Raw genomic sequence first — 23,750 nt, forward strand, 5'->3', positions numbered from 1 at the left:
TTCACCGCTTGGTGATCAGCGCTCGTCGGCATCCTCGTCGGCGTCGGCGTCGGCGTCGGCGTCGTCCTCGTCGGCGTCGTCCTCGTCGGCGTCGTCCTCGTCGGCGTCGTCCTCGCCGTTGTCGTAGGACTCGAAGGCGTCGTCCTCGTCCTCGTCGCCGAGCAGGTCGGTGACATCGACTCCGTCGAGCTCCTCGAGACGTTCCGCAGCGTCGGTGGTCAGCTCGTGGTCGGCGTCCGCGGCCCGTGCGAACCAGTCACGCGCGACCTCGAGGTCACCGGCGGCGAGCTTGGCGTCCGCGTAGGCGTAGAAGAGCCGCGCTGCCGAGGGACGGTTCGGGTTGATCCGCTTGACCAGGTCGCTGAGGCCGGCGACAGCGGCATCGAGCTGACCGAGGTCACGGCGGATGCCGGACACCACGATCGCCAGCTCGACGCGGTCGTCGATCGCCAGGTTGGCAGCCTCGTCGGACTGGGCGAGCTCGAGCGCCTTGTCGTGACGACCGAGGGCTCGCTCGCAGTCGACCATGAGCGGGAGCAGATGGCTCGACCCGGAGAGACGCCGGACCGTGCGGAACTCCCCCAGCGCCCGAGCCCAGTCGCCGAGGCGGTAGGCGACGAGACCCAGTGACTCCCTGGCCGCCGGGACACGGCCGGCGCGGCGCACCGCGGTCTCGGCGTGGGCGAGCGCGGCCTCGGGCTCGACGTCGAGCAGCTCGGCCACCATGACGAGGTGCTGGGCGACGCCCTCGGCGTTCTCCTTGGAGAGCGTGCGCAGCTGGTTCTTGACGCCTCGGTCGACCTCCTGGCCGGTGACACCCTCGCGGATGGCAGGCTCCGGCTTCCTCGGCGACTTCGGCGTCAGACGAGCACCACCGCGCCGCTCGTCGTCCTGAGGACGGCCGGACCCGCCGCGCGGCCGGTCGTCGAAGCGACGCGGGCCTCTGTCGTCACGACCGCCACCGGAGCGACGGTCATCGGACCGGTAGCCGCCACGGTCGCTGCTGCCACCGCCGGAGCGACGGTCATCGGACCGGTAGCCGCCACGGTCGCTGCTGCCGCCGCTGGAGCGACGGTCGTCAGAGCGGTAGCCCCCACGGTCGCCGCCGCTGCTGTTCGAAGGGCGGTAGCCCCCGCGGTCGCCGCCGCTGCTGTTCGAGGGGCGGTAGCCGCCACGGTCGCTGCTGCCGCCGCTGGAGCGACGGTCGTCAGAGCGGTAGCCCCCACGGTCGCCGCCGCTGCTGTTCGAAGAGCGGTAGCCCCCACGGTCGCCGCCGCTGCTGTTCGAAGGGCGGTAGCCGCCACGGTCGCTGCTGCCGCCGCCGGAGCGACGGTCGTCAGAGCGGTAGCCCCCACGGTCGCCGCCGCTGCTGTTCGAAGGGCGGTAGCCGCCACGGTCGCTGCTGCCGCCGCCGGAGCGACGGTCGTCAGAAGGGTAGCCACCACGGTCGCCGCCGCTGCTGTTCGAGGGGCGGTAGCCACCACGGTCGCTGCTGCCACCGCCGGAGCGACGGTCATCGGACCGGTAGCCACCACGGTCACTGCCGCCGCTGGAGCGACGGTCGTCGGGCCGGTAGCCACCACGGTCACTGCCGCCGCCGGAACGGCGGTCGTCGGGCCGGTAGCCACCACGGTCACTGCCGCCGCCCGCACGGCGGTCGTCAGACCGGTAGCCCCCACGGTCGCCGCCGCCGCTGTTCGAGGGGCGGTAGCCACCACGGTCGCTGCTGCCGCCGCTGGAGCGACGGTCGTCAGAGCGGTAGCCCCCACGATCACTGCCGCCGCTGGAGCGACGGTCGTCAGACCGGTAGCCCCCACGATCACTGCCGCCGCTGGAACGGCGGTCGTCAGACCGGTAGCCCCCACGGTCATCTCGACGCGGTCCCGCTGAACGGGGGGCGCCCGACCGGGGAGCCCCCGAGCTCCGGCCGGCGCCGCTGCCACGTGCGGGACCTCGCTGGCCGCCGTCGCGGTCGCGTCGGTCGCCTCGGCTGTCGTTGCCGTCCTGGTCACTCATGTTGTTCATCCTTCCGCGCCGACCGCGGTCGGCGCCACCTCTGGTGTCGTCGAGCACAAAAAGAAAGAGCGCCCCAGTCGGATCAATGAAGTTCCGTCTGGGGCGCTCTGACAATGTGTGTCCGGCTGCGTCCTACTCTCCCACACCGTCACCAGTGCAGTACCATCGGCGCTGAAGGGCTTAGCTTCCGGGTTCGGAATGGAGCCGGGCGTTTCCCCTTCGCTATGACAGCCGAAACTCTATGGAGATATCAATTCAGTGGGTGTTGGTGTCCCGTTTGTATCTCGGGAACCGCACAGTGGACGCGTAGCATCTTTGTAAGTCAAGTTATCGGCTTATTAGTACCGGTCAGCTCCACACATTGCTGTGCTTCCACATCCGGCCTATCAACCCAGTAGTCTAGCTGGGAGCCTCTCGCCCTCGCGGGCCTGGAAACCTCATCTTGAAACGTGCTTCCCGCTTAGATGCTTTCAGCGGTTATCACTTCCGAACGTAGCTAATCAGCGGTGCTCTTGGCAGAACAACTGACACACCAGAGGTTCGTCCATCCCGGTCCTCTCGTACTAGGGACAGCCTTTCTCAAGTTTCCTACGCGCACAGCGGATAGGGACCGAACTGTCTCACGACGTTCTAAACCCAGCTCGCGTACCGCTTTAATGGGCGAACAGCCCAACCCTTGGGACCTACTCCAGCCCCAGGATGCGACGAGCCGACATCGAGGTGCCAAACCATGCCGTCGATATGGACTCTTGGGCAAGATCAGCCTGTTATCCCCGGGGTACCTTTTATCCGTTGAGCGACGGCGCTTCCACAAGCCACCGCCGGATCACTAGTCCCGACTTTCGTCCCTGCTCGACATGTCTGTCTCACAGTCAAGCTCCCTTGTGCACTTACACTCGAAACCTGATTACCAACCAGGCTGAGGGAACCTTTGGGCGCCTCCGTTACCTTTTAGGAGGCAACCGCCCCAGTTAAACTACCCACCAGGCACTGTCCCTGATCCGGATCACGGACCGAGGTTAGATATCCAGAACGACCAGAGTGGTATTTCAACGTTGACTCCACCATCACTGACGTGACGGCTTCACAGTCTCCCACCTATCCTACACAAGCCGTACCGAACACCAATACCAAGCTGTAGTAAAGGTCCCGGGGTCTTTCCGTCCTGCTGCGCGTAACGAGCATCTTTACTCGTAGTGCAATTTCGCCGAGTTCGTGGTTGAGACAGTGGAGAAGTCGTTACGCCATTCGTGCAGGTCGGAACTTACCCGACAAGGAATTTCGCTACCTTAGGATGGTTATAGTTACCACCGCCGTTTACTGGCGCTTAAGTTCTCAGCTTCGCCGTGAGGCTAACCGGTCCCCTTAACGTTCCAGCACCGGGCAGGCGTCAGTCCGTATACATCGTCTTGCGACTTGGCACGGACCTGTGTTTTTAGTAAACAGTCGCTTCTCCCTGGTCTCTGCGGCCGATCACGCTCAGCCAGCTAGTGGCGTCACGATCAGGGCCCCCCTTCTCCCGAAGTTACGGGGGTATTTTGCCGAATTCCTTAACCACGATTCACTCGATCGCCTTGGTATTCTCTACCTAACCACCTGAGTCGGTTTGGGGTACGGGCGGCTCGAACCTCGCTAGAAGTTTTTCTCGGCAGCATAGGATCACCCTCTTCCCGCATTCGCGGTCACTATCAGGTCTCAGGCTTCATGCGATCCGGATTTGCCTGGATCGCGCCCTACACCCTTGGACGTGGACAACCATCGCCACGCGGAGGCTACCTTCCTGCGTCACTCCATCGCTTGACTACTACCAGATCGGGTCGTGCGCTCCACACACCCGATGGACCCGAAGGTCCGGTGGGCGTGCTTCAGGCACTTAGCATCACTGGGTTCATCATGGGCGGTTCTTCGCCGGTTCCGGAATATCAACCGGATGTCCATCGACTACGCCTGTCGGCCTCGCCTTAGGTCCCGACTTACCCAGGGCAGATTAGCTTGACCCTGGAACCCTTGGTTATTCGGCGGACGGGTTTCTCGCCCGTCATTCGCTACTCATGCCTGCATTCTCACTCGTGTGGCCTCCACGGCTGGTTCACACCGCCGCTTCCCTGGCCACACGACGCTCCCCTACCCATCAACACGCCTGGACACCGAACCCGCAGGTGTCGGTGCCGAGCAGTATGTCAATGCCACAGCTTCGGTGGTGTGCTTGAGCCCCGCTACATTGTCGGCGCGGAATCACTTGACCAGTGAGCTATTACGCACTCTTTAAAGGGTGGCTGCTTCTAAGCCAACCTCCTGGTTGTCACAGCAACTCCACATCCTTTCCCACTTAGCACACGCTTAGGGACCTTAGCTGGTGATCTGGGCTGTTTCCCTCTCGACTACGGAGCTTATCCCCCGCAGTCTCACTGCCACGCTCTCACTTACCGGCATTCGGAGTTTGGCTAACGTCAGTAACCTGGTGAGGCCCATTAGCTATCCAGTAGCTCTACCTCCGGCAAGAAACACGTGACGCTGCACCTAAATGCATTTCGGGGAGAACCAGCTATCACGGAGTTTGATTGGCCTTTCACCCCTACCCACAGCTCATCCCCTCAGTTTTCAACCTAAGTGGGTTCGGTCCTCCACGCAGTCTTACCTGCGCTTCAACCTGGCCATGGGTAGATCACTCCGCTTCGGGTCTAGACCCAGCGACTCAAACGCCCTATTCGGACTCGCTTTCGCTACGGCTTCCCCACACGGGTTAACCTCGCCACTGAGCACTAACTCGCAGGCTCATTCTTCAAAAGGCACGCTGTCACCCCACACGCCCAACGGCGGGAGGCTCCAACGGATTGTAGGCACACGGTTTCAGGATCTATTTCACTCCCCTCCCGGGGTACTTTTCACCTTTCCCTCACGGTACTTGTCCGCTATCGGTCACCAGGGAATATTTAGGCTTAGCAGGTGGTCCTGCCAGATTCACACGGGATTTCTCGGGCCCCGTGCTACTTGGGAAATCCACCGGGAGTCCACACCATTTCGTCTACGGGGGTCGCACCCTCTATGCCGAGCCATTCAATGCTCTTCGACTATGACGCAGATTTCTTACTCCCTACCAGCATGTCAGCACTGGATGGCGGGTCCCACGACCCCGAACGTGCAACGCCTGACAGCTATCACACACGCCCGGTTTAGCCTCATCCGCTTTCGCTCGCCACTACTCACGGAATCACATGTTGTTTTCTCTTCCTGTGGGTACTGAGATGTTTCACTTCCCCACGTTCCCTCCACACACCCTATATATTCAGGTGCGGGTGACTGGACTTGCCTCCAGCCGGGTTTCCCCATTCGGAAATCCTCGGATCACAGTCTGGTTATCGACTACCCGAGGCTTATCGCAGATTCCTACGTCCTTCTTCGGTTCCTGGTGCCAAGGCATCCACCGTGTGCCCTTAAAAACTTGACACTACAAAGATGCTCGCGTCCACTGTGAAGTTCTCAAAATACAACCGGCACCCCACACCCACCACAAGCACAGCTCGCGATCTCGGCAGGGCCCACAACCAGAAAAACCAGCCCACACACACCACCCGAGCCAACCAGACCCCGAAAGGGCCAGGCCAGCTCGAGCCGGCGCGTGTCGTCCGATCCTTCAGGACCCAACAACGTGTCAGACACCGCACCCGCCATCCCCCACGTTCCACTGCCGTTCCCCGAAGGGACGCAGGCCCCCGCGAGGGAGCTGCCGGCTTGTACTAGTGAGAGACACCAGGACGGTGTCAAGTAATCGATGTTCCACCCTTGAGCACCCCCCACCGAGCATTCGTCGGTGGCGAGGCCACTGCGCCACAGACCATGACGGCCTGGGCGAGTTGCTCCTTAGAAAGGAGGTGATCCAGCCGCACCTTCCGGTACGGCTACCTTGTTACGACTTAGTCCCAATCGCCAGTCCCACCTTCGACGGCTCCCCCCACAAGGGTTGGGCCACCGGCTTCGGGTGTTACCGACTTTCGTGACTTGACGGGCGGTGTGTACAAGGCCCGGGAACGTATTCACCGCAGCGTTGCTGATCTGCGATTACTAGCGACTCCGACTTCATGGGGTCGAGTTGCAGACCCCAATCCGAACTGAGACCGGTTTTTTGGGATTCGCTCCACCTCGCGGTTTCGCAGCCCTTTGTACCGGCCATTGTAGCATGCGTGAAGCCCAAGACATAAGGGGCATGATGATTTGACGTCATCCCCACCTTCCTCCGAGTTGACCCCGGCAGTCTCCTATGAGTCCCCACCATGACGTGCTGGCAACATAGAACGAGGGTTGCGCTCGTTGCGGGACTTAACCCAACATCTCACGACACGAGCTGACGACAACCATGCACCACCTGTACACCAGTCCGAAGACGCACCCATCTCTGAGTGATTCCGGTGTATGTCAAGCCTTGGTAAGGTTCTTCGCGTTGCATCGAATTAATCCGCATGCTCCGCCGCTTGTGCGGGCCCCCGTCAATTCCTTTGAGTTTTAGCCTTGCGGCCGTACTCCCCAGGCGGGGAACTTAATGCGTTAGCTGCGGCACGGATCTCGTGGAATGAGACCCACACCTAGTTCCCAACGTTTACGGCATGGACTACCAGGGTATCTAATCCTGTTCGCTCCCCATGCTTTCGCTTCTCAGTGTCAGTAATGGCCCAGAGACCTGCCTTCGCCATCGGTGTTCCTCCTGATATCTGCGCATTCCACCGCTACACCAGGAATTCCAGTCTCCCCTACCACACTCTAGTCTGCCCGTACCCACTGCAAGTCCGAGGTTGAGCCTCGGATTTTCACAGCAGACGCGACAAACCACCTACAAGCTCTTTACGCCCAATAATTCCGGACAACGCTCGCACCCTACGTATTACCGCGGCTGCTGGCACGTAGTTAGCCGGTGCTTCTTCTGCAGGTACCGTCACTTGCGCTTCTTCCCTGCTGAAAGAGGTTTACAACCCGAAGGCCGTCATCCCTCACGCGGCGTCGCTGCATCAGGCTTCCGCCCATTGTGCAATATTCCCCACTGCTGCCTCCCGTAGGAGTCTGGGCCGTGTCTCAGTCCCAGTGTGGCCGGTCGCCCTCTCAGGCCGGCTACCCGTCGTCGCCTTGGTGAGCCACTACCTCACCAACAAGCTGATAGGCCGCGAGTCCATCCCAGACCGAAAAACTTTCCACACCATACCCATGCGGATTGGTGTCATATCCGGTATTAGCTCCGGTTTCCCGGGGTTATCCCAGAGTCTGGGGCAGGTTACTCACGTGTTACTCACCCGTTCGCCACTGATCAGACCAAGCAAGCTTGATCGTCACCGTTCGACTTGCATGTGTTAAGCACGCCGCCAGCGTTCGTCCTGAGCCAGGATCAAACTCTCCGTTGATGTTCAAACACCCACCACCAGGCCCGAAGACCCAAACAGTGAGCAAACTTTGAACCCGTTGAAGGGCTCGAAAACCCGACTGAAGTCGAACAACCAGCTCAAAAAGAGTTGATCATTCAGTTTCAACCAAAGGATAATTCGTTCCGAAACAGACACAGACACCACCAAACAGTGGCACCGCGCCAACCCCGGGACGAGGTAATTGGCATCGATTTTTGACACGCTGTTGAGTTCTCAAGAATCGGACACACACCATCAACCACCTCAACGAGGAGGCCTCCGGGGCAACCCTTCAAACTTACCCGCCGCAAGCTTGGGAGTCAAACCCGCGAACCGTCCTTCAGGACGACCGGATCCGACCCGCTTGGTGTCAGCGGTCCTGCTCTCCGAGACTACCCGATGAGATCGAGTGCCGCGGACCTTCTGCCACCCCCGGGACCGGCCTGCTTCGCGTCGCGATCACTCGCTCTGCGGTGGTGTCCGGTGCTCCCTGTCGGGCTGACGAAGAGAACATTAACCCGGCCCTCCGGGGAAACACAAATCCGCCTCCCCGAACGGAGCGGGCAGGCACAGAAGGGGCGGATCCCTTTGTGGCCCAACGGACTCCGCCCCTGTGTGCGCTTGCAGACGCGTGGTTCGAGCCCAGGTGGGTGCCGATCCACGCCCGGTCTCAGGCGCGTCGCGCCGCCGCCAGGTTGCGCCGACCTCGCTTGAGGACGGCCACGCTCCCCTGCAGGAAGTCGCCCTCCCCCAGCACCTGCTCCGGGTCGGTGACCTTGACGTTGTTGAGCGAGGCTCCACCGTCGCCGATCGCCCGCCGCGCGGCGTTGCGCGAGTCGACGAGACCGACGGCCACGAGGGCGTCGACGACCGATGTCCCGACCGACACCGCGGCCCCCGGCAGCTCGGCGGTGGCGTCCCGCAACGTCGATGCGTCCAGACCGGCCAGGTCGCCCTTGCCGAAGAGCGCCTCGGAGGCCGCCTGGACCGACGCCGTGGCCTCGGCTCCGTGGACGAGGGTCGTGACGTCGGCGGCGAGCGCCTTCTGGGCAGCCCGCCGGAACGGCTCCTCGGCCACCTGCCTCTCGAGCTCCTCGATCTCCTCGCGCGAGCGGTCCGAGAGCGCCTTGAGCATGCTGACGACCGAGGCGTCCTCGACGTTGAGGAAGTACTGGTAGAAGACGTACGGGCTCGTCATGTCGGCGCTGAGCCAGACGGCGTTGCCCTCGGACTTGCCGAACTTGCGCCCGGTGGAGTCGACGAGCAGCGGCGTCGCGAGCGCGTGCACGGACGTGCCCTCGACCCGGTGGACGAGGTCGACGCCGGCCGTGATGTTGCCCCACTGGTCGCTGCCACCGATCTGGAGGGTGCAGCCGCGGCTCCGGTGCAGCTCGAGGTAGTCGAGCGCCTGGAGCATCTGGTAGCTGAACTCCGTGTAGGAGATCCCCTGGTCGCTCTCGAGCCGGCGCGCCACCGCCTCCTTGCGGATCATCTGGTTGACGCGGAAGTGCCGGCCGACGTCGCGCAGGAAGTCGAGCGCGCTCATCGGCGCCGTCCAGTCGAGGTTGTTGACGAGCACCGCGGCGTTCTCGCCCTCGAAGTCGAGCAGCGGCCCGACGAGCTGCTGGATCCGGCTCACCGCAGCAGCGATGGTGTCCTTGTCCTGCAGGACGCGCTCGGCGTCGGGCTTGGGGTCACCGATGAGTCCCGTCGATCCCCCGACGAGGCAGATGACGTGGTGGCCGGCCGCCTGCATCCGGCGCATGACGGACAGCTGGACGAAGTTGCCGAAGTGCAGCGAGGGCGCGCTCGGGTCGAAGCCGCAATACAGCGTGAGGGGTCCCTCCGCGAGTGCTTCGCGCAGCGCCGCCTCGTCGGTGGTCTGTGCCACCAGGCCGCGCCACTGCAGCTCGTCGAAGATGTCCGTCACGGGTATCGGTGTCCTCTCGTTCCGGTGGGCTCCCTGCCCACCGGCACACAGCCTGCCGTATGCCGCCGCGCGCGGGCCACCGAGTACCGCCGGGTCCCGCATGGCGGGCGTCACGGACGTCGCCGACGGGCGCCCGGTCGGTAGGCCGAGACGGTGGGGTCACCGTCGAGCCAGAAGCGCCACGGGAAGGCGGTCCCGTCTCCCCCGGGACCGCTGACGCCCACGCGCGGTCCGGTCCGGACCGAGCGCCTGTGCACCACGTCGCCGTCACCGTCGCCGTGCACGTCACCGAGCGCGTCGCCGTGGCCGAGGACGAGTGGCGATCCCGTGCGGCAGACGTCGACCCCGGAGATCGAGCCCGTCACCGCCAGAGCGCTCGTCAGCCGGCCCGGGCCACGGCACCAGTCGCGCTCACGCACGCCCGCGCGGCGAGCGGCGGCGACCTCGTGGCCGGCCACGACCTCACCCGCGCGGAGCAGGACCACCTCCGGCACGCCCTCGTCGCCCGTCGCGACGCAGAGCATCCAGTGGTGGCCGTAGGTGACGTAGACGAAGGCGTGTCCGGGCGGCCCGAAGACCGGGGCGTTGTGAGGGGTCGGCCGGCTGAGCACGCGTGACGCGGGGTCGACGAGACCGGCATACGCCTCGGTCTCGGTGACGCGCACGGTGACCCCGCCGTGCTCGACGTGCCGGCCGAGCAGGTCGGGTGCCACGTCGAGCACGGGGCGGGCGAAGAACGACCGCGACAGCCGACTCACGGACGTCGGCGCCGCACGACGCCGGGACGGTAGGTCGAGACGAACGGGTCGCCGTCGACCCAGAAACGCCACGGGTATGCCGTCCCGTCGCCCCCGGGCCCGCTGACCCCGACCCGGGGTCCCACGCCCACGCGCGCCGCCGCGACCGGCTCGCCCCCGGACACGACGAGGTCGATCGGCTCCCCCACCGGCGGGCGGCAGAAGTCGAGACCGGTGTGCTCCTTGGTCATCGCGAGCGCCTGCCCGAGCCGGCCCGGGCCGCGCGCCCAGTCACGCTCTCGCACCGGCCCCCGTCGGGCCCGGACGAGGTCGTGACCGGCCACCACCTCACCGGCCCGCACGAGGACGGCCGAGGCGGCGCCCTCCTCGCCGACGACGAGGTTGACGCACCAGTGGTGGCCGTAGGTGAAGTAGACGTAGGTGAACCCGGGAGGCCCGAACATCGGTCGCGTGCGCGGCGTCTCGCCCCGGTAGGCGTGCGACCCGGGATCGAGGGCACCGGCATACGCCTCGAGCTCGGTCAGGCGCAGCACGACGCCACCGAACGCCAGGTGCCGACCCAGCAGGTCGGGGGCGACCTCGACGGACGGCCTGGCGAAGAACGCGCGCGGCAGGCGGGTGTCGTCGGGGCTCACGGACGACACGCTAACGGCAGGGTCAGACGGTCGCCGACGTCCAGGTGCGGGCGTCGGCGAGACGCTCGCGCGCGGCCGTCAGCTGCTCGGTGACGCGCACCGGGGCAGTGCCGCCGAGGGCGTCGCGCGACGCGAGCGACCCCTCGACCGACAGGACGGATCGCACCTCGGGGGTCAGGTGCTCGCTGATCCGGGCGAAGTCCTCGTCGGTGAGGTCCCACAGCTCGATGCCGCGCGGCTCGCACTCGCGGACGCACGCACCGGCGACCTCGTGAGCGACCCGGAACGGGACCCCCTGGCGCACGAGCCACTCCGCGATGTCGGTGGCGAGGGCAAAACCCTGCGGCGCGAGCGACGCGAGGCGCTCGGTGTCGAAGGTCAGCGTGTCGACCATCCCGGAGAAGGCCGGCAGGAGCACCTCGAGCGTGTCGACGGCGTCGAAGACGGGCTCCTTGTCCTCCTGCAGGTCGCGGTTGTAGGCGAGCGGCAGGGCCTTGAGCGTCGTCATGAGGCCCGCCAGGTCGCCGACGAGACGACCTGCCTTGCCGCGGGCCAGCTCGGCGACGTCGGGGTTCTTCTTCTGGGGCATGATGCTCGACCCCGTGGAGTAGGAGTCGTGCAGCGTGACGAAGGAGAACTCCTTGGTCGCCCAGATGACGACCTCCTCGGCGATCCGGGAGATGTCGACCGCGGTCATCGCCGACACGAAGGAGAACTCGGCCACGAAGTCGCGCGAGGCGGTGCCGTCGATGGAGTTCTCGACCGCATGGGCGAAACCGAGGTCGTGGGCGACGGCCTCCGGGTCGAGCCCCAGGGAGGAGCCGGCGAGGGCGCCGGAGCCGTAGGGCGAGGCGTTGGCACGGACGTCCCAGTCGCGCAGCCGGTCGACGTCGCGCAGCAGCGCCCACGCGTGGGCGAGCAGGTGGTGCGAGAGGAGCACGGGCTGGGCGTGCTGCAGGTGCGTGCGCCCCGGCATGGCGACACCGAGGTGGCGGTCGGCCTGCGACACGAGGGCGTCGACGACGTCGAGGACGAGGCCTCCGACCACGCGCGCGTGCTCGCGCAGGTACATCCGGAAGAGGGTCGCCACCTGGTCGTTGCGGGACCGCCCGGCGCGCAGCCGTCCGCCGACGTCGGTGCCGACGCGCTCGAGGAGACCGCGCTCGAGCGCCGTGTGGACGTCCTCGTCGTCCTCCGCCGGCGCGAAGTCGCCCGACAGCACGTCGGCCTCGAGCCGGTCCAGGCCCTCGAGCATCGCGGTGAGGTGCTCGTCGGAGAGCAGCCCGGCGGAGTGGAGCACACGGGCGTGGGCGCGGGACCCGGCGATGTCGTGCGGCGCGAGACGCCAGTCGAAGTGGGTGCTCTTGGACAGCGCCGCGAGCGCCTGGTCGGGACCGCCGGCGAAGCGTCCGCCCCACAGGCTCACCCGCGCGGCCGGTGTGCCCTCCGTGCCCTCCGTGCCCGGCGCGCTCTCCGGGCCGTCGGTGGAGCTCGGGTGGGTGGGGTCGGTCATCGCGGGGTCTCCTCGTGCGTGGGTCTGGTGGTGCTGCGTCGGTGCCGGCAGGTGCCGGAGGTCTCAGTCTCGCGTGCCGGAGAGCGCCTGGAGCCGCTCGGCCACGGCGCTCGCCTGCTCGGGGCTGCCGGTCACGAGCAGGATCGTGTCGTCACCGGCGATCGTGCCGACCACCTCGGGGTCGCGGGTCTGGTCGATGGCCGACGCGAGGTAGTTGGCGGCGCCCGGAGGGGTGCGCAGCACGACGAGGTTGACGGCGGCTGCGGCCGACACGAGCAGCTCCTCGCAGGTGCGCCGCAGGCGCGCCGAGGCCGCGTCGCCGATGGACCCGACGGCGGCGACCTCGCCGCCCTCCCCCGGGACGGCATACGCCAGGGCGCGGCCCCGCCTCACCTTGACGGCGCCGAGCTCGACGAGGTCCCGCGAGAGGGTCGCCTGGGTCACCTCGGTGCCCTCGGCGGCGAGGAGGTCGGACAGCTCGCCCTGGCTGTGCACCTCGTGAGCGCCGAGCAGCTCGACGATGCGGCGTTGTCTCTGGGTGCGGCTCACGGCGTCGCCTCCCCCGCCGCGCGAGCGGCCTCGAGGATCGAGGGCAGAGCGTCGAGGAAGCCCTGGAGCTCGTCCGTCGAGATGACGAGCGGCGGCGCCAGGCGCAGCGCGGTCGGGGTCACCGCGTTGACGATGAAGCCCGCGTCGCGGGCGGCCGCCATGACGGCCGGAGCAGGTATGCCGTCCAGCTCGATCGCCCGCAGCAGGCCGCGTCCGCGCGTGCCGCTCACGCCCTCGACCTCGACGTCGTCGAGCAGCGCGGCGACGTCGCGGACGTGCTCGAGCAGGTGGTCGCGCTCGATGGTGTCGAGGACGGCGAGGCCCGCTGCGCACGCGAGCGGGTTGCCGCCGAAGGTCGTGCCGTGCTGGCCGGTGCTGAGCAGGGCGGTGACCTCGGGGCCGAACGTCACGAGCGCGCCGATCGGCACGCCACCACCGAGACCCTTGGCCAACGTCATGGCGTCCGGGACGACGCCCGACCGCTGGTGCGCGAACCAGTCGCCGGTGCGGCCGATGCCGGTCTGGATCTCGTCGACGACGAGGAGGGCACCGTGGGCCGAGGTCACCTCGCGGGCGAGGCGGAGGTAGTCGGTCGACAGCTCGCGGACGCCTGCCTCGCCCTGGACCGGCTCGACGACGACCGCTGCCGTCGTGTCGTCGACGGCCGCACGCAGGGCGTCACCGTCGTTCGGCGGGACGAAGACGACCTCGGGGATCAGTGGCTCGAACGGCTCGCGGTAGGCGGCCTTGTGGGTCAGGGCCAGCGCCCCCGTGGACCGGCCGTGGAAGGACCCCTCGAGCGCGACGATGCGGGTGCGACCCGTGCGCCGCGAGAGCTTGATCGCGGCCTCGGTGGCCTCGGTGCCGGAGTTGGCGAAGAAGACGCCGGAGCCCTCCGGCGCCGCCGCGACGGCGAGGATGCGCTCGGCGAGCGCGATGGCCGGCTCGGACGTGAAGAAGTTGGACACGTGGATGGCCGACTCGGCCTGCTTCGTCACGGCCTGCACGAGCGCCGGGTGCCCGTGGCCCAGGGCGTTGACGGCGATGCCGGAGAGCAGGTCGAGGTAGCGCTTGCCGTCGACGTCGGTCACCCAGCAGCCGTGGCCGGAGGCGAGGACGAGCTGGGGCGTGCCGAAGACCTGGACCATCGAGCCGGCGTAGCGGCCGAGCAGGTCGCTCCCTGCGGTCATGAGACCTCCTCGGTCGTGGCGGGTGCGCGCGGTGTCGTCGGCTCGGAGCCGGTGATGTCGGGCAGGACCATGGTGCCGATCCCCTCGTCGGTGAAGATCTCGAGCAGGATCGAGTGCGGCTTGCGGCCGTCGACGACGTGCGTCTGGGGCACGCCGCCCTCGACGGCGCGGATGCACGCCTCGAGCTTGGGCACCATGCCGTGGTCGACGCGCGAGAGCAGCTCCCGCGCCGCGCTGACCGTGATGGTCGAGAGCAGCGACCCGCGGTCGGGCCAGTCGGCGTAGATGCCCTCGACGTCGGTGAGGACGACGAGCTTCTCGGCACCGAGAGCGACGGCGATCGCCGCAGCGGCGGTGTCGGCGTTGACGTTGAGCACCTGTCCCTCGACGTCGAGGTCCGGCGCCACCGTCGAGACCACCGGCACGCGGCCGGCGTCGAGGATGTCGATGATCGCGGACGGGTTGACGCTCTCGACGTCTCCGACGAGCCCGAGGTCGACCTCCTCGCCGTCGACGACCGTGCCGCGACGTCGCGCGCCGAGCAGCGCGGCGTCCTCGCCCGACAGTCCGACCGCGATCGGGCCGTGCTGGTTGAGCAGGCCGACGAGCTCGCGCCCGACCTGACCGGTGAGCACCATCCGGACGACGTCCATGACCTCGGGCGTCGTGACTCGCAGGCCGCCCTTGAACTCGCTCTGGAGCCCGACCCGCTCGAGCATGGCCTTGATCTGCGGACCGCCGCCGTGCACGACGACGGGGCGCAGGCCGGCATACCGGAGGAAGGCGATGTCCTCGGCGAAGGCGGCCTTGAGGTCGTCGTCGACCATGGCGTTGCCGCCGTACTTGACGACGACGAGGGCGCCGCGGAAGCGCTCGAGCCACGGCAGTGCCTCGACGAGGGTCGCGGCCTTGCCGGCGGCGACACGGAGGGCCGCGGCGTCGATGAGGCCCCGCAGGTCGGCGGGCTGGTCGGGACGCGTGCTCGTGCTGCTCATGTGCTGTAGGCCGAGTTCTCGTGGACGTAGTCGTGGGTCAGGTCGTTGGTCCAGATCGTGGCGGCCTCGGGGCCGGCATGGAGGTCGACGAGGACGTGGACCTCGCGCGGGGCGAGATCCACGAGGCTGCGGTCCTCCCCGACCCCGCCGGCGCGGCACACCTGGACACCGTTCATCGTCACGTCGAGCGTGGCCGGGTCGAACGCCGCCTTCGTCGTGCCCACGGCCGCGAGCACGCGCCCCCAGTTGGGGTCGTTGCCGAAGATCGCGCACTTGAAGAGGTTGTTACGGGCCACCGAACGCGCCACCTCGAGCGCGTCGTCGATGCTCGCCGCGCCGACGACCTCGATGGCGACGTCGTGCGCCGCGCCCTCGGCGTCGGCGATGAGCTGGCGGGCGAGGTCGGAGCAGACGGCGGTCAGGCCCTCGGTGAGGTCGGCCCGGTCGACGGTGACACCCGAGGCCCCGGAGGCGAGGACGACGACGGTGTCGTTGGTCGACATGCAGGCGTCGGAGTCGATGCGGTCGAAGGAGACGGCGGTCGCGGCCCTCAGCGCCGCGTCGAGGTCGCTCTGGTCGACGACGGCATCCGTCGTCACGACGACGAGCATCGTCGCGAGTGCCGGCGCGAGCATGCCGGCGCCCTTGGCCATGCCGGACACCGACCAGCCCGCGCCCGTGTGGGTCGACACCTTGTGCACCGTGTCGGTCGTCTTGATCGCGACCGCGGCCGCCTCGTGCCCGTCCGGCGACAGGGCTGCGGCCGCGGCATCGACGCCGGCCGTGACCTTGTCCATCGGGAGCAGCTCGCCGATGAGGCCGGTCGAGCAGACGACGACGTCACCGGCCGAGAGGCCGAGCGTGCCGGCGACGTGCTCGGCGGTGCGGTGGGTGTCGAGGAAACCCTGGGCGCCCGTGCAGGCGTTGGCGCCACCGGAGTTGAGGACGACGGCGTCGACCCGGCCGTCGGCGACCACCTGGCGCGACCACGTGACCGGAGCCGCCTCGACACGGTTGGTCGTGAAGACCGCGGCCGCGTGGTGGTCGGGACCGTCGTTGACGACGAGCGCGAGGTCGGGGGTGCCGCTCGCCTTGAGGCCGGCGGTGACTCCCGCGGCACGGAAGCCCGCGGGCAGCCGGACGGGCGGGTGGACGGGCGGGTGGCCACTCACGGTGCGACTCCTGCGATCGGGAGGCCGAGGGTCTCCTCGAGGCCCAGGGCGAGGTTGGCGCACTGCACGGCGGCGCCCGCCGTGCCCTTGGTGAGGTTGTCGATGGCCGACACGACGACGACGCGACCGAGGCGCTCGTCGACCGCGACCTGGAGCTGCACGTGGTTGCTGCCCACGACCGATGCCGTGGCGGGCCACGAGCCCTCGGGCAGCACGTGGACGAAGGGCTCGTCGGCGTAGGCCGTCTCCCAGGCGGTGCGCACGGCTGCTGGGTCGGTGCCGGGGCGCAGGCGAGCCGTGCACGTCGCGAGGATGCCGCGCGGCATCGGGGCGAGCGTCGGCGTGAAGGACACCGTGACCGCCTCACCGGCGGCCCGGGAGAGGTTCTGCTCGATCTCGGGGGTGTGACGGTGCACGCCGCCGACGCCGTAGGGCGACATCGAGCCCATCACCTCGCTGCCGAGCAGGTGGGGCTTGAGGGACTTGCCGGCACCGGACGTCCCGGAGGCGGCCACGACGACGACGTCCTCGGCCTCGAGGAGCCCGGCCGCGAAGCCGGGAGCCAGCGCGAGCGAGATGCCCGTCGGGTAGCAGCCAGGCACGGCGATCCGGCGCGCGCCGGCGAGGCGTTCGCGTTGCACCGAGCCCGCCGGCCCGGGGAGCTCGGGGAGGCCGTAGGGCCACGAGCCGGCATACGCCGTGTCGTAGAAGGTGGTCCAGGCCGACTCGGACTCGAGCCGGAAGTCGGCCCCGCAGTCGATGACGACGACCGAGTCGGGCAGCTGCGCGGCGAGCGCGCCCGAATGGCCGTGCGGCAGCGCGAGGAAGACGACGTCATGGCCGGACAGCGTCTCGAGGGTGGTCACCTCGAGCACGCGGTCCGCGAGAGGGACCAGGTGCGGGTGGACGCCCCCGAGTCGTTCACCCGCACTGCTGGCCGCCGTGACGGCGCCGACCTCGAACTGCGGATGGGCGAGCAGCAGCCGGAGGATCTCTCCTCCGGCGTAGCCGCTCGCCCCCGCCACTGCTGCCCTGATCACGATGCATGACTATACACGGTCATGCATATTCGTGCATTCAAGGTCTCAGCGCTGCACGGCTCCCGTGGCCGAGGCGGCCGCCGCGACGGCCGCGTCACGGAAGTCGTTGACCTCGTCGGTCGTCAGCGTGCGGTCGGGTGCCCGGAAGGTGAGGCGGTAGGCCAGCGACCGGTGCCCGGCCTCGATGCGCTCCCCCTCGTAGACGTCGAACAGCACGACCGACTCGAGCCACTCCCCCGCGCCGGAGCGCAGGGCGGTCTCGACGTCTGCGGCGGGGACGTCGGCCGCGACGAGCAGCGCGATGTCGGTCATCGCCGGCGGGAACGTCGAGAACGGCCGCGCCTGGACGGGCTCGGCGCTGGCGGCGACGAGCACGTCGACGTCGAACTCGGCGGCCACCGTGCGTGCCGGCAGCTCGAGGGCGGCGACGACCTTGGGGTGCAGCTCGCCCGCGTGACCCACGAGCGTGCCGTCCTCGAGCGTGATCCGCGCGCACCGGCCGGGGTGCCACGGGGCGTGGCCGGGGTCGTTGGCCACGAGGATCGGCACCGCGAGCGCGGCGGCGACGGTCTGCACGGCGGCGACCATGTCGCTCCAGTCGGCGGCGCGGCCCGGGCCCCACCAGCCGGCCTGCTCCGCCTGACCCGTCGCGAGGATGCCCGCGCGACGCGGCTGGGGGGGCACGGCGGCATACAGCTGCTCGAGCGTCTCGGCGTCGGGTCGCTCGGAGACGCCCGGGATCGGTGCGGTGCCGATCGGGCCACCGGGACGGAAGACGAGACCGAGCTCGTAGATCGCGACGTCCTTGAGACCGCGGGCGAGGTTGCGTCGCAGCGGGTCGACGAGGCTCGCGAGGACCGACGTGCGCAGCAGGGGCCGCTCCTCCGACAGCGGGTTGGCCAGCCGGACGGCGTGGCGACGGTCGTCGTCGGCGGGCAGCATCAGCTGGTCGGCGAGCTCCTCGGACACGAACGGGTAGCTGAGGACCTCGGTGAGACCCGCGCCGGCGAGCGCGTCGGCGACGACCCGACGGGCCTTCTGCGCATGGGTGAGGCCTCGGCCGTCGCTCGGCGTCGGGGTGATCGACGGGATGTTGTTGTAGCCGTCGATCCGTGCGACCTCCTCCGCGTAGTCGGGGGCGTCGACGAGGTCGGGTCGCCACGACGGCGGGGTCACGAGCACGTGCGTGCCGTCGGCACCCTCGCCGGACTCGTCGACGACGCAGCCGAGGTCGCGCAGGATGCCGACGACCCGCTCGCGGGGGTAGTCGACGCCCACGATGCGCGCCGGCTCCGTGACGTCGAGCAGGTATGCCGTCCGGTCAGTCGTGCGGTCGACGTCGGTCACGGCGTCGTCGACCGTGCCGCCACCGTGCTCGACGAGCAGGTCGACGGCGAGCTGGGCGGCCGCCGCGGTCACCTTCGGGTCGACGCCGCGCTCGAAGCGCTTGGACGCCTCGGTGACGAGGCGGTGCCGGCGCGACGAGCGCGCGACGGTCGTCGGGTCGAAGTGCGCCGCCTCGATGAGCACGTCGGTCGTCGTGTCGGAGACCTCGGAGGAGGCACCACCCATGACACCGGCGATGGCGAGCGGCTGCTCGCCCCCGTCGGTGATGAGCAGGTCGTCGGCGTGCAGGGTGCGCTCGACGTCGTCGAGGGTCGTCAGCACCTCGCCCGAACGGGCCCGCCGCACGACGATCGAGCCCGAGAGCCGGTCGACGTCGAAGGCGTGGAGGGGCTGGCCGACCGCGAGCATGACGTAGTTGGTGACGTCGACGGCGAGCGAGATGGGACGCATGCCCATCTGCGTGAGGCGCCTGCTCATCCACGGCGGCGAAGGCCGCGTCGGGTCGATGCCGCGCACGATCCGCGCGACGTAGCGGTCGCACCCCTCGTTGCCGTCGATGGGAGAGTCGTCCTTGAGCTCCACCGGGTAGCCGCCCGGCGTGGCCGCCGGCGTCGCGACGTCGGCCGGGTCGCGGTAGCCGCCCTCGGGGCTGCCCTGCGCGTGCCAGTACTCACGGGCCAGGCCGCGGACCGAGAAGCAGTAGCCGCGGTCGGGCGTCACGTTGGTCTCGACGATCTCCTCGCCCAGGCCGAGGAGCGCGATCGCGTCGTCGCCCGGCTGGAGGGTCGCCGCCTTCTCCTCGCCGAGCAGGCGGCTGAGCACGATGATGCCCTCGTGGTCCTCGCCGAGACCGATCTCGTCCTCGGCACAGATCATCCCGTGGGAGACGTGGCCGTACGTCTTGCGCGCGGAGATCGCGAAGCCCCCGGGCAGCACGGCGCCCGGCAGCACGCACACGACGAGGTCGCCGACCTCGAAGTTGTGGGCGCCGCAGACGATCTCCTGGTGCTTGCCCTCGGTCAGCATCTGGCCGTTGTGGCCGACGTCGACGGTGCACCAGCGGATCGTCTTGCCGTTCTTCTGCGGCTCGAGCTCGAAGGACAGCACGCGCCCGACGACGAGCGGACCGACGATGTCGCCGCCGTGGAGGTCCTCCTCCTCGAGACCCACGCGGACGAGGCTGGCGGCCACGTCGGCGCCCCGGGTCCCGGGCGCGAGGTCGGTGTACTCGGCGAGCCAGCTCAGTGGCATACGCATGTCAGACCCCCATCCCGAACTGCCGCGAGAAGCGGACGTCGCCCTCGACGATCTCGTGCATCCCCTGGACCCCGTGACGTAGCTGGAGCGCCCGCTCGATGCCGAGCCCGAAGGCGAAGCCGGAGTAGACGTCCGGGTCGATGCCGCACGTCCGCAGCACCTTGCGGTTGACCATGCCGGAGCCGCCGAGCTCGATCCACCCGGAGCCGCCGCACGTGCGGCACGGCTCGGCGCTGCCCCACGTCTCCTCGCCGTGGCAGGCGAAGCAGAGGAAGTCGGTCTCCATGCTCGGCTCGGTGAACGGGAAGTAGTTCGCGCGGACGCGGGTGCGCGTCTCCTCGCCGAACATGATGCGCACGAACGCGTCGAGCGCGCCGCGCAGGTGGGCCATGGTCAGGCCCTTGTCGATGGCGAGGCACTCGATCTGGTGGAACACCGGCGTGTGCGTCGCGTCGAGGTCATCGGTGCGGAACACCTTGCCGGGCGCCACGACGTAGATCGGCGGCTCCTGCTCGAGCATCGTCCGGATCTGGACCGGTGACGTCTGCGTGCGCAGGACGAGACCGGAGTCGACGGGGTCGAGGAAGAAGGTGTCCTGCATCTGCCGGGCGGGGTGGTCGGGCCCGAGGTTGAGGGCGTCGAAGTTGAGCCACTCGCTCTCGAGCTCCGGGCCCTCCGCGACCTCCCAGCCCATGCCGACGAAGGCGTCGACGAGGCGCTGCGAGACGAGCTCGATCGGGTGGCGTGCTCCGGGCTCGCGACGGAGCGCCGGGAGGGTGACGTCGACGCGCTCGTCGACGAGGATGCGCTCGTCACGCTCGGCCTCGAGCTCGGCCTGTCGGACGGCCAGGGCCTGTCCGACGCGACCCCGGGCCTGTCCGACGCGCTTGCCGGCCTCGGCCTTGGCGCTCGGCGGCAGGGCGCCGATCTCGCGGTTGGCGAGGGCGAGCGGGCTCTTCTCGCCCTGGTGGGCGATGCGGGCGGCCTTGAGGTCGTCGAGGGACGCGGCCGCGCTGATCGCGGCGAGGGCGTCCTGCACCGCTGCGTCGACGTTCGCCGGGTCGAGCGCGGAGACCTCGACCGGGTCGTAGTTCGTGTTGGGTCCGGACATCGGCGTGCGTTCGCTGCTCTCGCTCGGGTTCACGGGGTGGCTGTCGTGCGGGTGCCCAGTCTAGGGGCGGCGTCGAACCGGCGTGCCGGCCCATCCGCCCAGCGGAGGGTCAGCTGCCGACGACGTCGGGCAGCCCCGCCGGGAGCGTCACGACGAAGCGCGCGCCGCCGGCGTCGTTGTCGCTGACGAGCACCGAGCCGCCGTGGGCCTCGACGAGACCCCGCACGACGTAGAGACCCAGGCCGGTGCTCGCGTTGGAGGGGCCGTGCCAGAAGCGCCCGAAGATCTTCTCGCGGTCGGACGGGGGTATGCCGTCCCCCTCGTCGTCGACCTCGACGACCACCGACTCCGGCGCCTCGCCGAGGGCACCGCCGCGGTCGAGGGTCACCGTGACCTTGCCGGCGCCGTGCAGCAGGCCGTTCTCGATGAGGTTGAAGAAGATCTGCTCGAGGCGGTCGGTGTCGGCCCACATCTCCGGCAGCCCGTCGGCGAGGGCGGCCTCCCCGAGCCCGAGCTGGACGACCCCGGACGAGCGACCGAGCTCGTAGCGCACGACGTGCGTCGTCAGCAGGGCGTGAAGGTCGACGGGACCCCGCCGCAGGTTGAGGCTGTCGGAGTCGAGGCGCGAGATGTCGAGCAGCTCCGTGATGAGCCGGGTCAGGCGGGTGGCGTCGGCCTCGATCGTCTCGATCATGAGGCGCTTCTGCTCGTCGGTGAAACGGTCCCAGCGGCGTAGGAGGCTGCTCGTGAAGCCGGTCACCGACGTCAGCGGGGCGCGCAGCTCGTGCGCCACGGTGGACAGGACCGTCGCCTGGTCGCGCTCGGCCCGCTGCCGCGCCTCGGCGTCACGCAGCCCGAGCATGACCCGCTCGACCGTGCCGCCCGGCTCGGACCGCACGTAGCGCGCCGTGACGAGGACGTCCTGGCCCTTGGGTGCGACGAGCAGCTTCTCGCGATGGCCGGGCCGCGTGGCCAGGCCGTTCCAGGGGTCGGTGTGCGCCCACCAGTCCCGCCCGTACTTGTCGGTGAGCGGCAGCCCTTCGTGGAGCGTGCGACCGACGACGTCGGCGTGGTCGCAGTCGAGGATGCGCAGCGCCTCGGCGTTGGCGAACCGGATGTGCCGGTCGCCGCCGATGACGACGAGCCCGTCGGGGAGCAGCTCGCCCAACATGGCGACCGGGGCCGTCGCGCCCGCCGATCCGGGCAGCTGCGCACCGGTCCCGTCGACGGAGGTCATGGCCCGAGGATAGCCATGAGGCTGCCGGGAGGGGTCGGTCAGCGGCTCGTGCGGCGCGCCTCGGCGGAGGCGTAGAGACAGATCGTCGCGGCCATGGCGAGGTTGAGCGACTCCGCGTGGCCGTGGATGGGGACACGGACGACGTCGTCACAGGCGTCGCGCACCTCCTGCGGCAGTCCCCACGCCTCGTTGCCCATGACCCAGGCGTGGGCCCCGGAGAGGTCGGCGTCGTGGAGCAGCGTCGTCCCCGCCCCGTCGGCGGCGAGCAGCCTGACCCCGCGCTCACGCAGCGCCGCGAGGATGTGGGGCACGGACGCGCCGAGGCTGAGGGGAAGGTGCCACAGGGACCCGACGGTCGACCGGACGACCTTGCTGTTGTAGACGTCGACGCTCGCGTCGCTGACGATGACGGCATCGGCGCCGGCCGCGTCGGCGCCCCGGATGACGGTGCCGGCGTTGCCGGGGTCACGGACGTTCGTCAGGACGCACACGAGCGCGTCCGGCGGCAGGTCCGCGAGGACGGCGTCGAGCGGCACGTCGAGCACCCGGCACACGGCGGCGATCCCCTGCGGGGACTCCGTGTCGCACATGGCGGCAAGGACCTCCGGGGTCACCTCGTGCACCCAGAGCTCGGCGGAGCGGGCGGCCTCGACGATGGCGGGGTGCCGCTCGGCCGCCTCGGGCGTCACGTAGACGTCGTGGACGAGGTCGGGACGGAAGGCGACCGCCTCACGGACGGCCTGGGGCCCCTCGGCGAGGAACTCACCCGTGCGCGAACGCACCGAGCGCCGGGACAGCGCCCGCACCGCCTTGACCCGATCGGATCGGGTGTTGGTCAGCACGGGGGTGTCCCGGCGCTCGTGATGCTGGTGCGTCGTCGGTCGACGTCGCTCAGGCGGCGTCGCCGGCGACCTTCGCCTCGGCTGCGTTGACAGCGGCCGGGACGTTGGCGCGGGAGAGCTCGACGAGCGCGGCGAAGGCCGGCGCGTCGTTGACGGCGAGGTCCGCGAGGATCTTGCGGTCGACCTCGACACCGGCGACCTTGAGGCCCTGCATGAACCGGTTGTAGGTCATGCCGTTGGCGCGGGCCGCGGCGTTGATGCGCTGGATCCAGAGGCGGCGGAAGTCACCCTTCTTGGCGCGACGGTCACGGTAGGCGTAACCCAGCGAGTGGGTGACCTGCTCCTTGGCCTTGCGGTAGAGGCGCGACCGCTGACCGCGGTAGCCGCTGGCGCGCTCGAGAACGACTCGACGCTTCTTCTGGGCGTTGACCGCCCGCTTCACGCGTGCCACGTGAATACTCCTTCTCTGCTTGACGCAGTGCTTGCTGCTGCTGGCTTACCGGAGACCCGGCTGCTCAGCGAATCGCTGATGGGTGGGGGTCCCGGCTCACTTGCCGAGGAGCTTCTTGGCCTTCTTGGCGTCCGGCTTGGCGAGCTCGACGTCGTTCGCGATGGAACGCATCTTCTTGCTCGACTTGTGCTCGAGCAGGTGGCGACCGCCGGCCTGCTCACGCATGACCTTGCCGGTGCCGGTGAGGCGGAAACGCTTCTTCGCACCGCTGTGCGTCTTCATCTTCGGCATGGGGGCCGATCTCCTTCGTGTTGCGTGCG

General features: G+C 68.8%; 16 protein-coding genes and 3 rRNA genes. All 19 read right to left on the minus strand.

Annotated elements, in window-relative coordinates; all coding sequences use genetic code 11:
• Positions 1–15 precede the first annotated feature (15 nt).
• The 19 genes from ACSQ2D_RS12625 to rpmI all read right to left on the minus strand — a co-directional run bounded on the left by ACSQ2D_RS12625 (position 16) and on the right by rpmI (position 23,721).
• Positions 16–2,016: a tetratricopeptide repeat protein gene (locus ACSQ2D_RS12625; RefSeq protein ID WP_435986290.1), complete on the minus strand. Its 2,001-nt coding sequence runs from the start codon at positions 2,014–2,016 to the stop codon at positions 16–18.
• A 119-nt stretch (positions 2,017–2,135) separates the two neighbouring features.
• Positions 2,136–2,252: ribosomal RNA gene (rrf, locus tag ACSQ2D_RS12630) — 5S ribosomal RNA — on the minus strand.
• Positions 2,253–2,334: 82 nt separating this feature from the next.
• Positions 2,335–5,464, minus strand: a 23S ribosomal RNA gene (locus ACSQ2D_RS12635).
• A gap of 417 nt (positions 5,465–5,881) precedes the next feature.
• A 16S ribosomal RNA gene (locus tag ACSQ2D_RS12640) occupies positions 5,882–7,403 on the minus strand.
• Together the 16S, 23S and 5S rRNA genes form the textbook arrangement of a ribosomal RNA operon.
• A gap of 670 nt (positions 7,404–8,073) precedes the next feature.
• Entirely contained in the window at positions 8,074–9,333 is a 1,260-nt protein-coding gene (gene tyrS / locus ACSQ2D_RS12645; RefSeq protein WP_435986291.1) for a tyrosine--tRNA ligase, read from the minus strand.
• A 110-nt stretch (positions 9,334–9,443) separates the two neighbouring features.
• Positions 9,444–10,091, minus strand: coding sequence for a DNA-3-methyladenine glycosylase (locus ACSQ2D_RS12650; RefSeq protein WP_435986292.1), 648 nt, complete (start codon positions 10,089–10,091; stop codon positions 9,444–9,446).
• Positions 10,088–10,726: a DNA-3-methyladenine glycosylase gene (locus ACSQ2D_RS12655; RefSeq protein ID WP_435986293.1), complete on the minus strand. Its 639-nt coding sequence runs from the start codon at positions 10,724–10,726 to the stop codon at positions 10,088–10,090. Before ACSQ2D_RS12655 ends, ACSQ2D_RS12650 begins: the two co-directional genes overlap by 4 nt.
• Before the next feature lie 22 nt (positions 10,727–10,748).
• Complete coding sequence (gene argH, locus ACSQ2D_RS12660) at positions 10,749–12,239, minus strand: argininosuccinate lyase (protein ID WP_435986294.1); 1,491 nt, start codon at positions 12,237–12,239, stop codon at positions 10,749–10,751.
• Positions 12,240–12,302: 63 nt separating this feature from the next.
• On the minus strand, positions 12,303–12,788 hold the full coding sequence (gene argR / locus ACSQ2D_RS12665) for an arginine repressor (RefSeq protein WP_435986295.1): 486 nt from the start codon (positions 12,786–12,788) through the stop codon (positions 12,303–12,305).
• Entirely contained in the window at positions 12,785–13,978 is a 1,194-nt protein-coding gene (locus ACSQ2D_RS12670) for an acetylornithine transaminase (RefSeq protein WP_435986296.1), read from the minus strand. Before ACSQ2D_RS12670 ends, argR begins: the two co-directional genes overlap by 4 nt.
• On the minus strand, positions 13,975–14,973 hold the full coding sequence (argB, locus tag ACSQ2D_RS12675) for an acetylglutamate kinase (protein WP_435986297.1): 999 nt from the start codon (positions 14,971–14,973) through the stop codon (positions 13,975–13,977). The genes ACSQ2D_RS12670 and argB overlap by 4 nt, the downstream gene beginning before the upstream one ends.
• Entirely contained in the window at positions 14,970–16,145 is a 1,176-nt protein-coding gene (gene argJ / locus ACSQ2D_RS12680; RefSeq protein WP_435986298.1) for a bifunctional glutamate N-acetyltransferase/amino-acid acetyltransferase ArgJ, read from the minus strand. The genes argB and argJ overlap by 4 nt, the downstream gene beginning before the upstream one ends.
• On the minus strand, positions 16,142–17,188 hold the full coding sequence (argC, locus tag ACSQ2D_RS12685) for an N-acetyl-gamma-glutamyl-phosphate reductase (protein WP_435987853.1): 1,047 nt from the start codon (positions 17,186–17,188) through the stop codon (positions 16,142–16,144). Before argC ends, argJ begins: the two co-directional genes overlap by 4 nt.
• 42 nt (positions 17,189–17,230) lie before the next feature.
• Positions 17,231–19,789 (minus strand): phenylalanine--tRNA ligase subunit beta, encoded by a 2,559-nt coding sequence (pheT, locus tag ACSQ2D_RS12690; protein WP_435986299.1) that lies wholly within the window; start codon positions 19,787–19,789, stop codon positions 17,231–17,233.
• A gap of 1 nt (position 19,790) precedes the next feature.
• The gene (gene pheS / locus ACSQ2D_RS12695; RefSeq protein ID WP_435987854.1) at positions 19,791–20,900 is read right to left on the minus strand and encodes a phenylalanine--tRNA ligase subunit alpha; all 1,110 of its coding nucleotides are present in this window, start codon (positions 20,898–20,900) and stop codon (positions 19,791–19,793) included.
• Positions 20,901–21,009: 109 nt separating this feature from the next.
• Positions 21,010–22,137, minus strand: a complete 1,128-nt coding sequence (locus tag ACSQ2D_RS12700) for an ATP-binding protein (RefSeq protein ID WP_435986300.1) — start codon at positions 22,135–22,137, stop codon at positions 21,010–21,012.
• Positions 22,138–22,175: 38 nt separating this feature from the next.
• Positions 22,176–22,979, minus strand: coding sequence for a TrmH family RNA methyltransferase (locus tag ACSQ2D_RS12705; protein WP_435986301.1), 804 nt, complete (start codon positions 22,977–22,979; stop codon positions 22,176–22,178).
• Between the two features lie 49 nt (positions 22,980–23,028).
• Positions 23,029–23,430 (minus strand): 50S ribosomal protein L20, encoded by a 402-nt coding sequence (gene rplT / locus ACSQ2D_RS12710; protein WP_435986302.1) that lies wholly within the window; start codon positions 23,428–23,430, stop codon positions 23,029–23,031.
• 96 nt (positions 23,431–23,526) lie between these two features.
• The gene (rpmI, locus tag ACSQ2D_RS12715) at positions 23,527–23,721 is read right to left on the minus strand and encodes a 50S ribosomal protein L35 (protein ID WP_020144695.1); all 195 of its coding nucleotides are present in this window, start codon (positions 23,719–23,721) and stop codon (positions 23,527–23,529) included.
• Positions 23,722–23,750: the final 29 nt, after the last annotated feature.

Origin of the sequence: Terrabacter sp. LjRoot27 (assembly GCF_964254175.1) — a bacterium.
Taxonomy (GTDB): domain Bacteria; phylum Actinomycetota; class Actinomycetes; order Actinomycetales; family Dermatophilaceae; genus Terrabacter.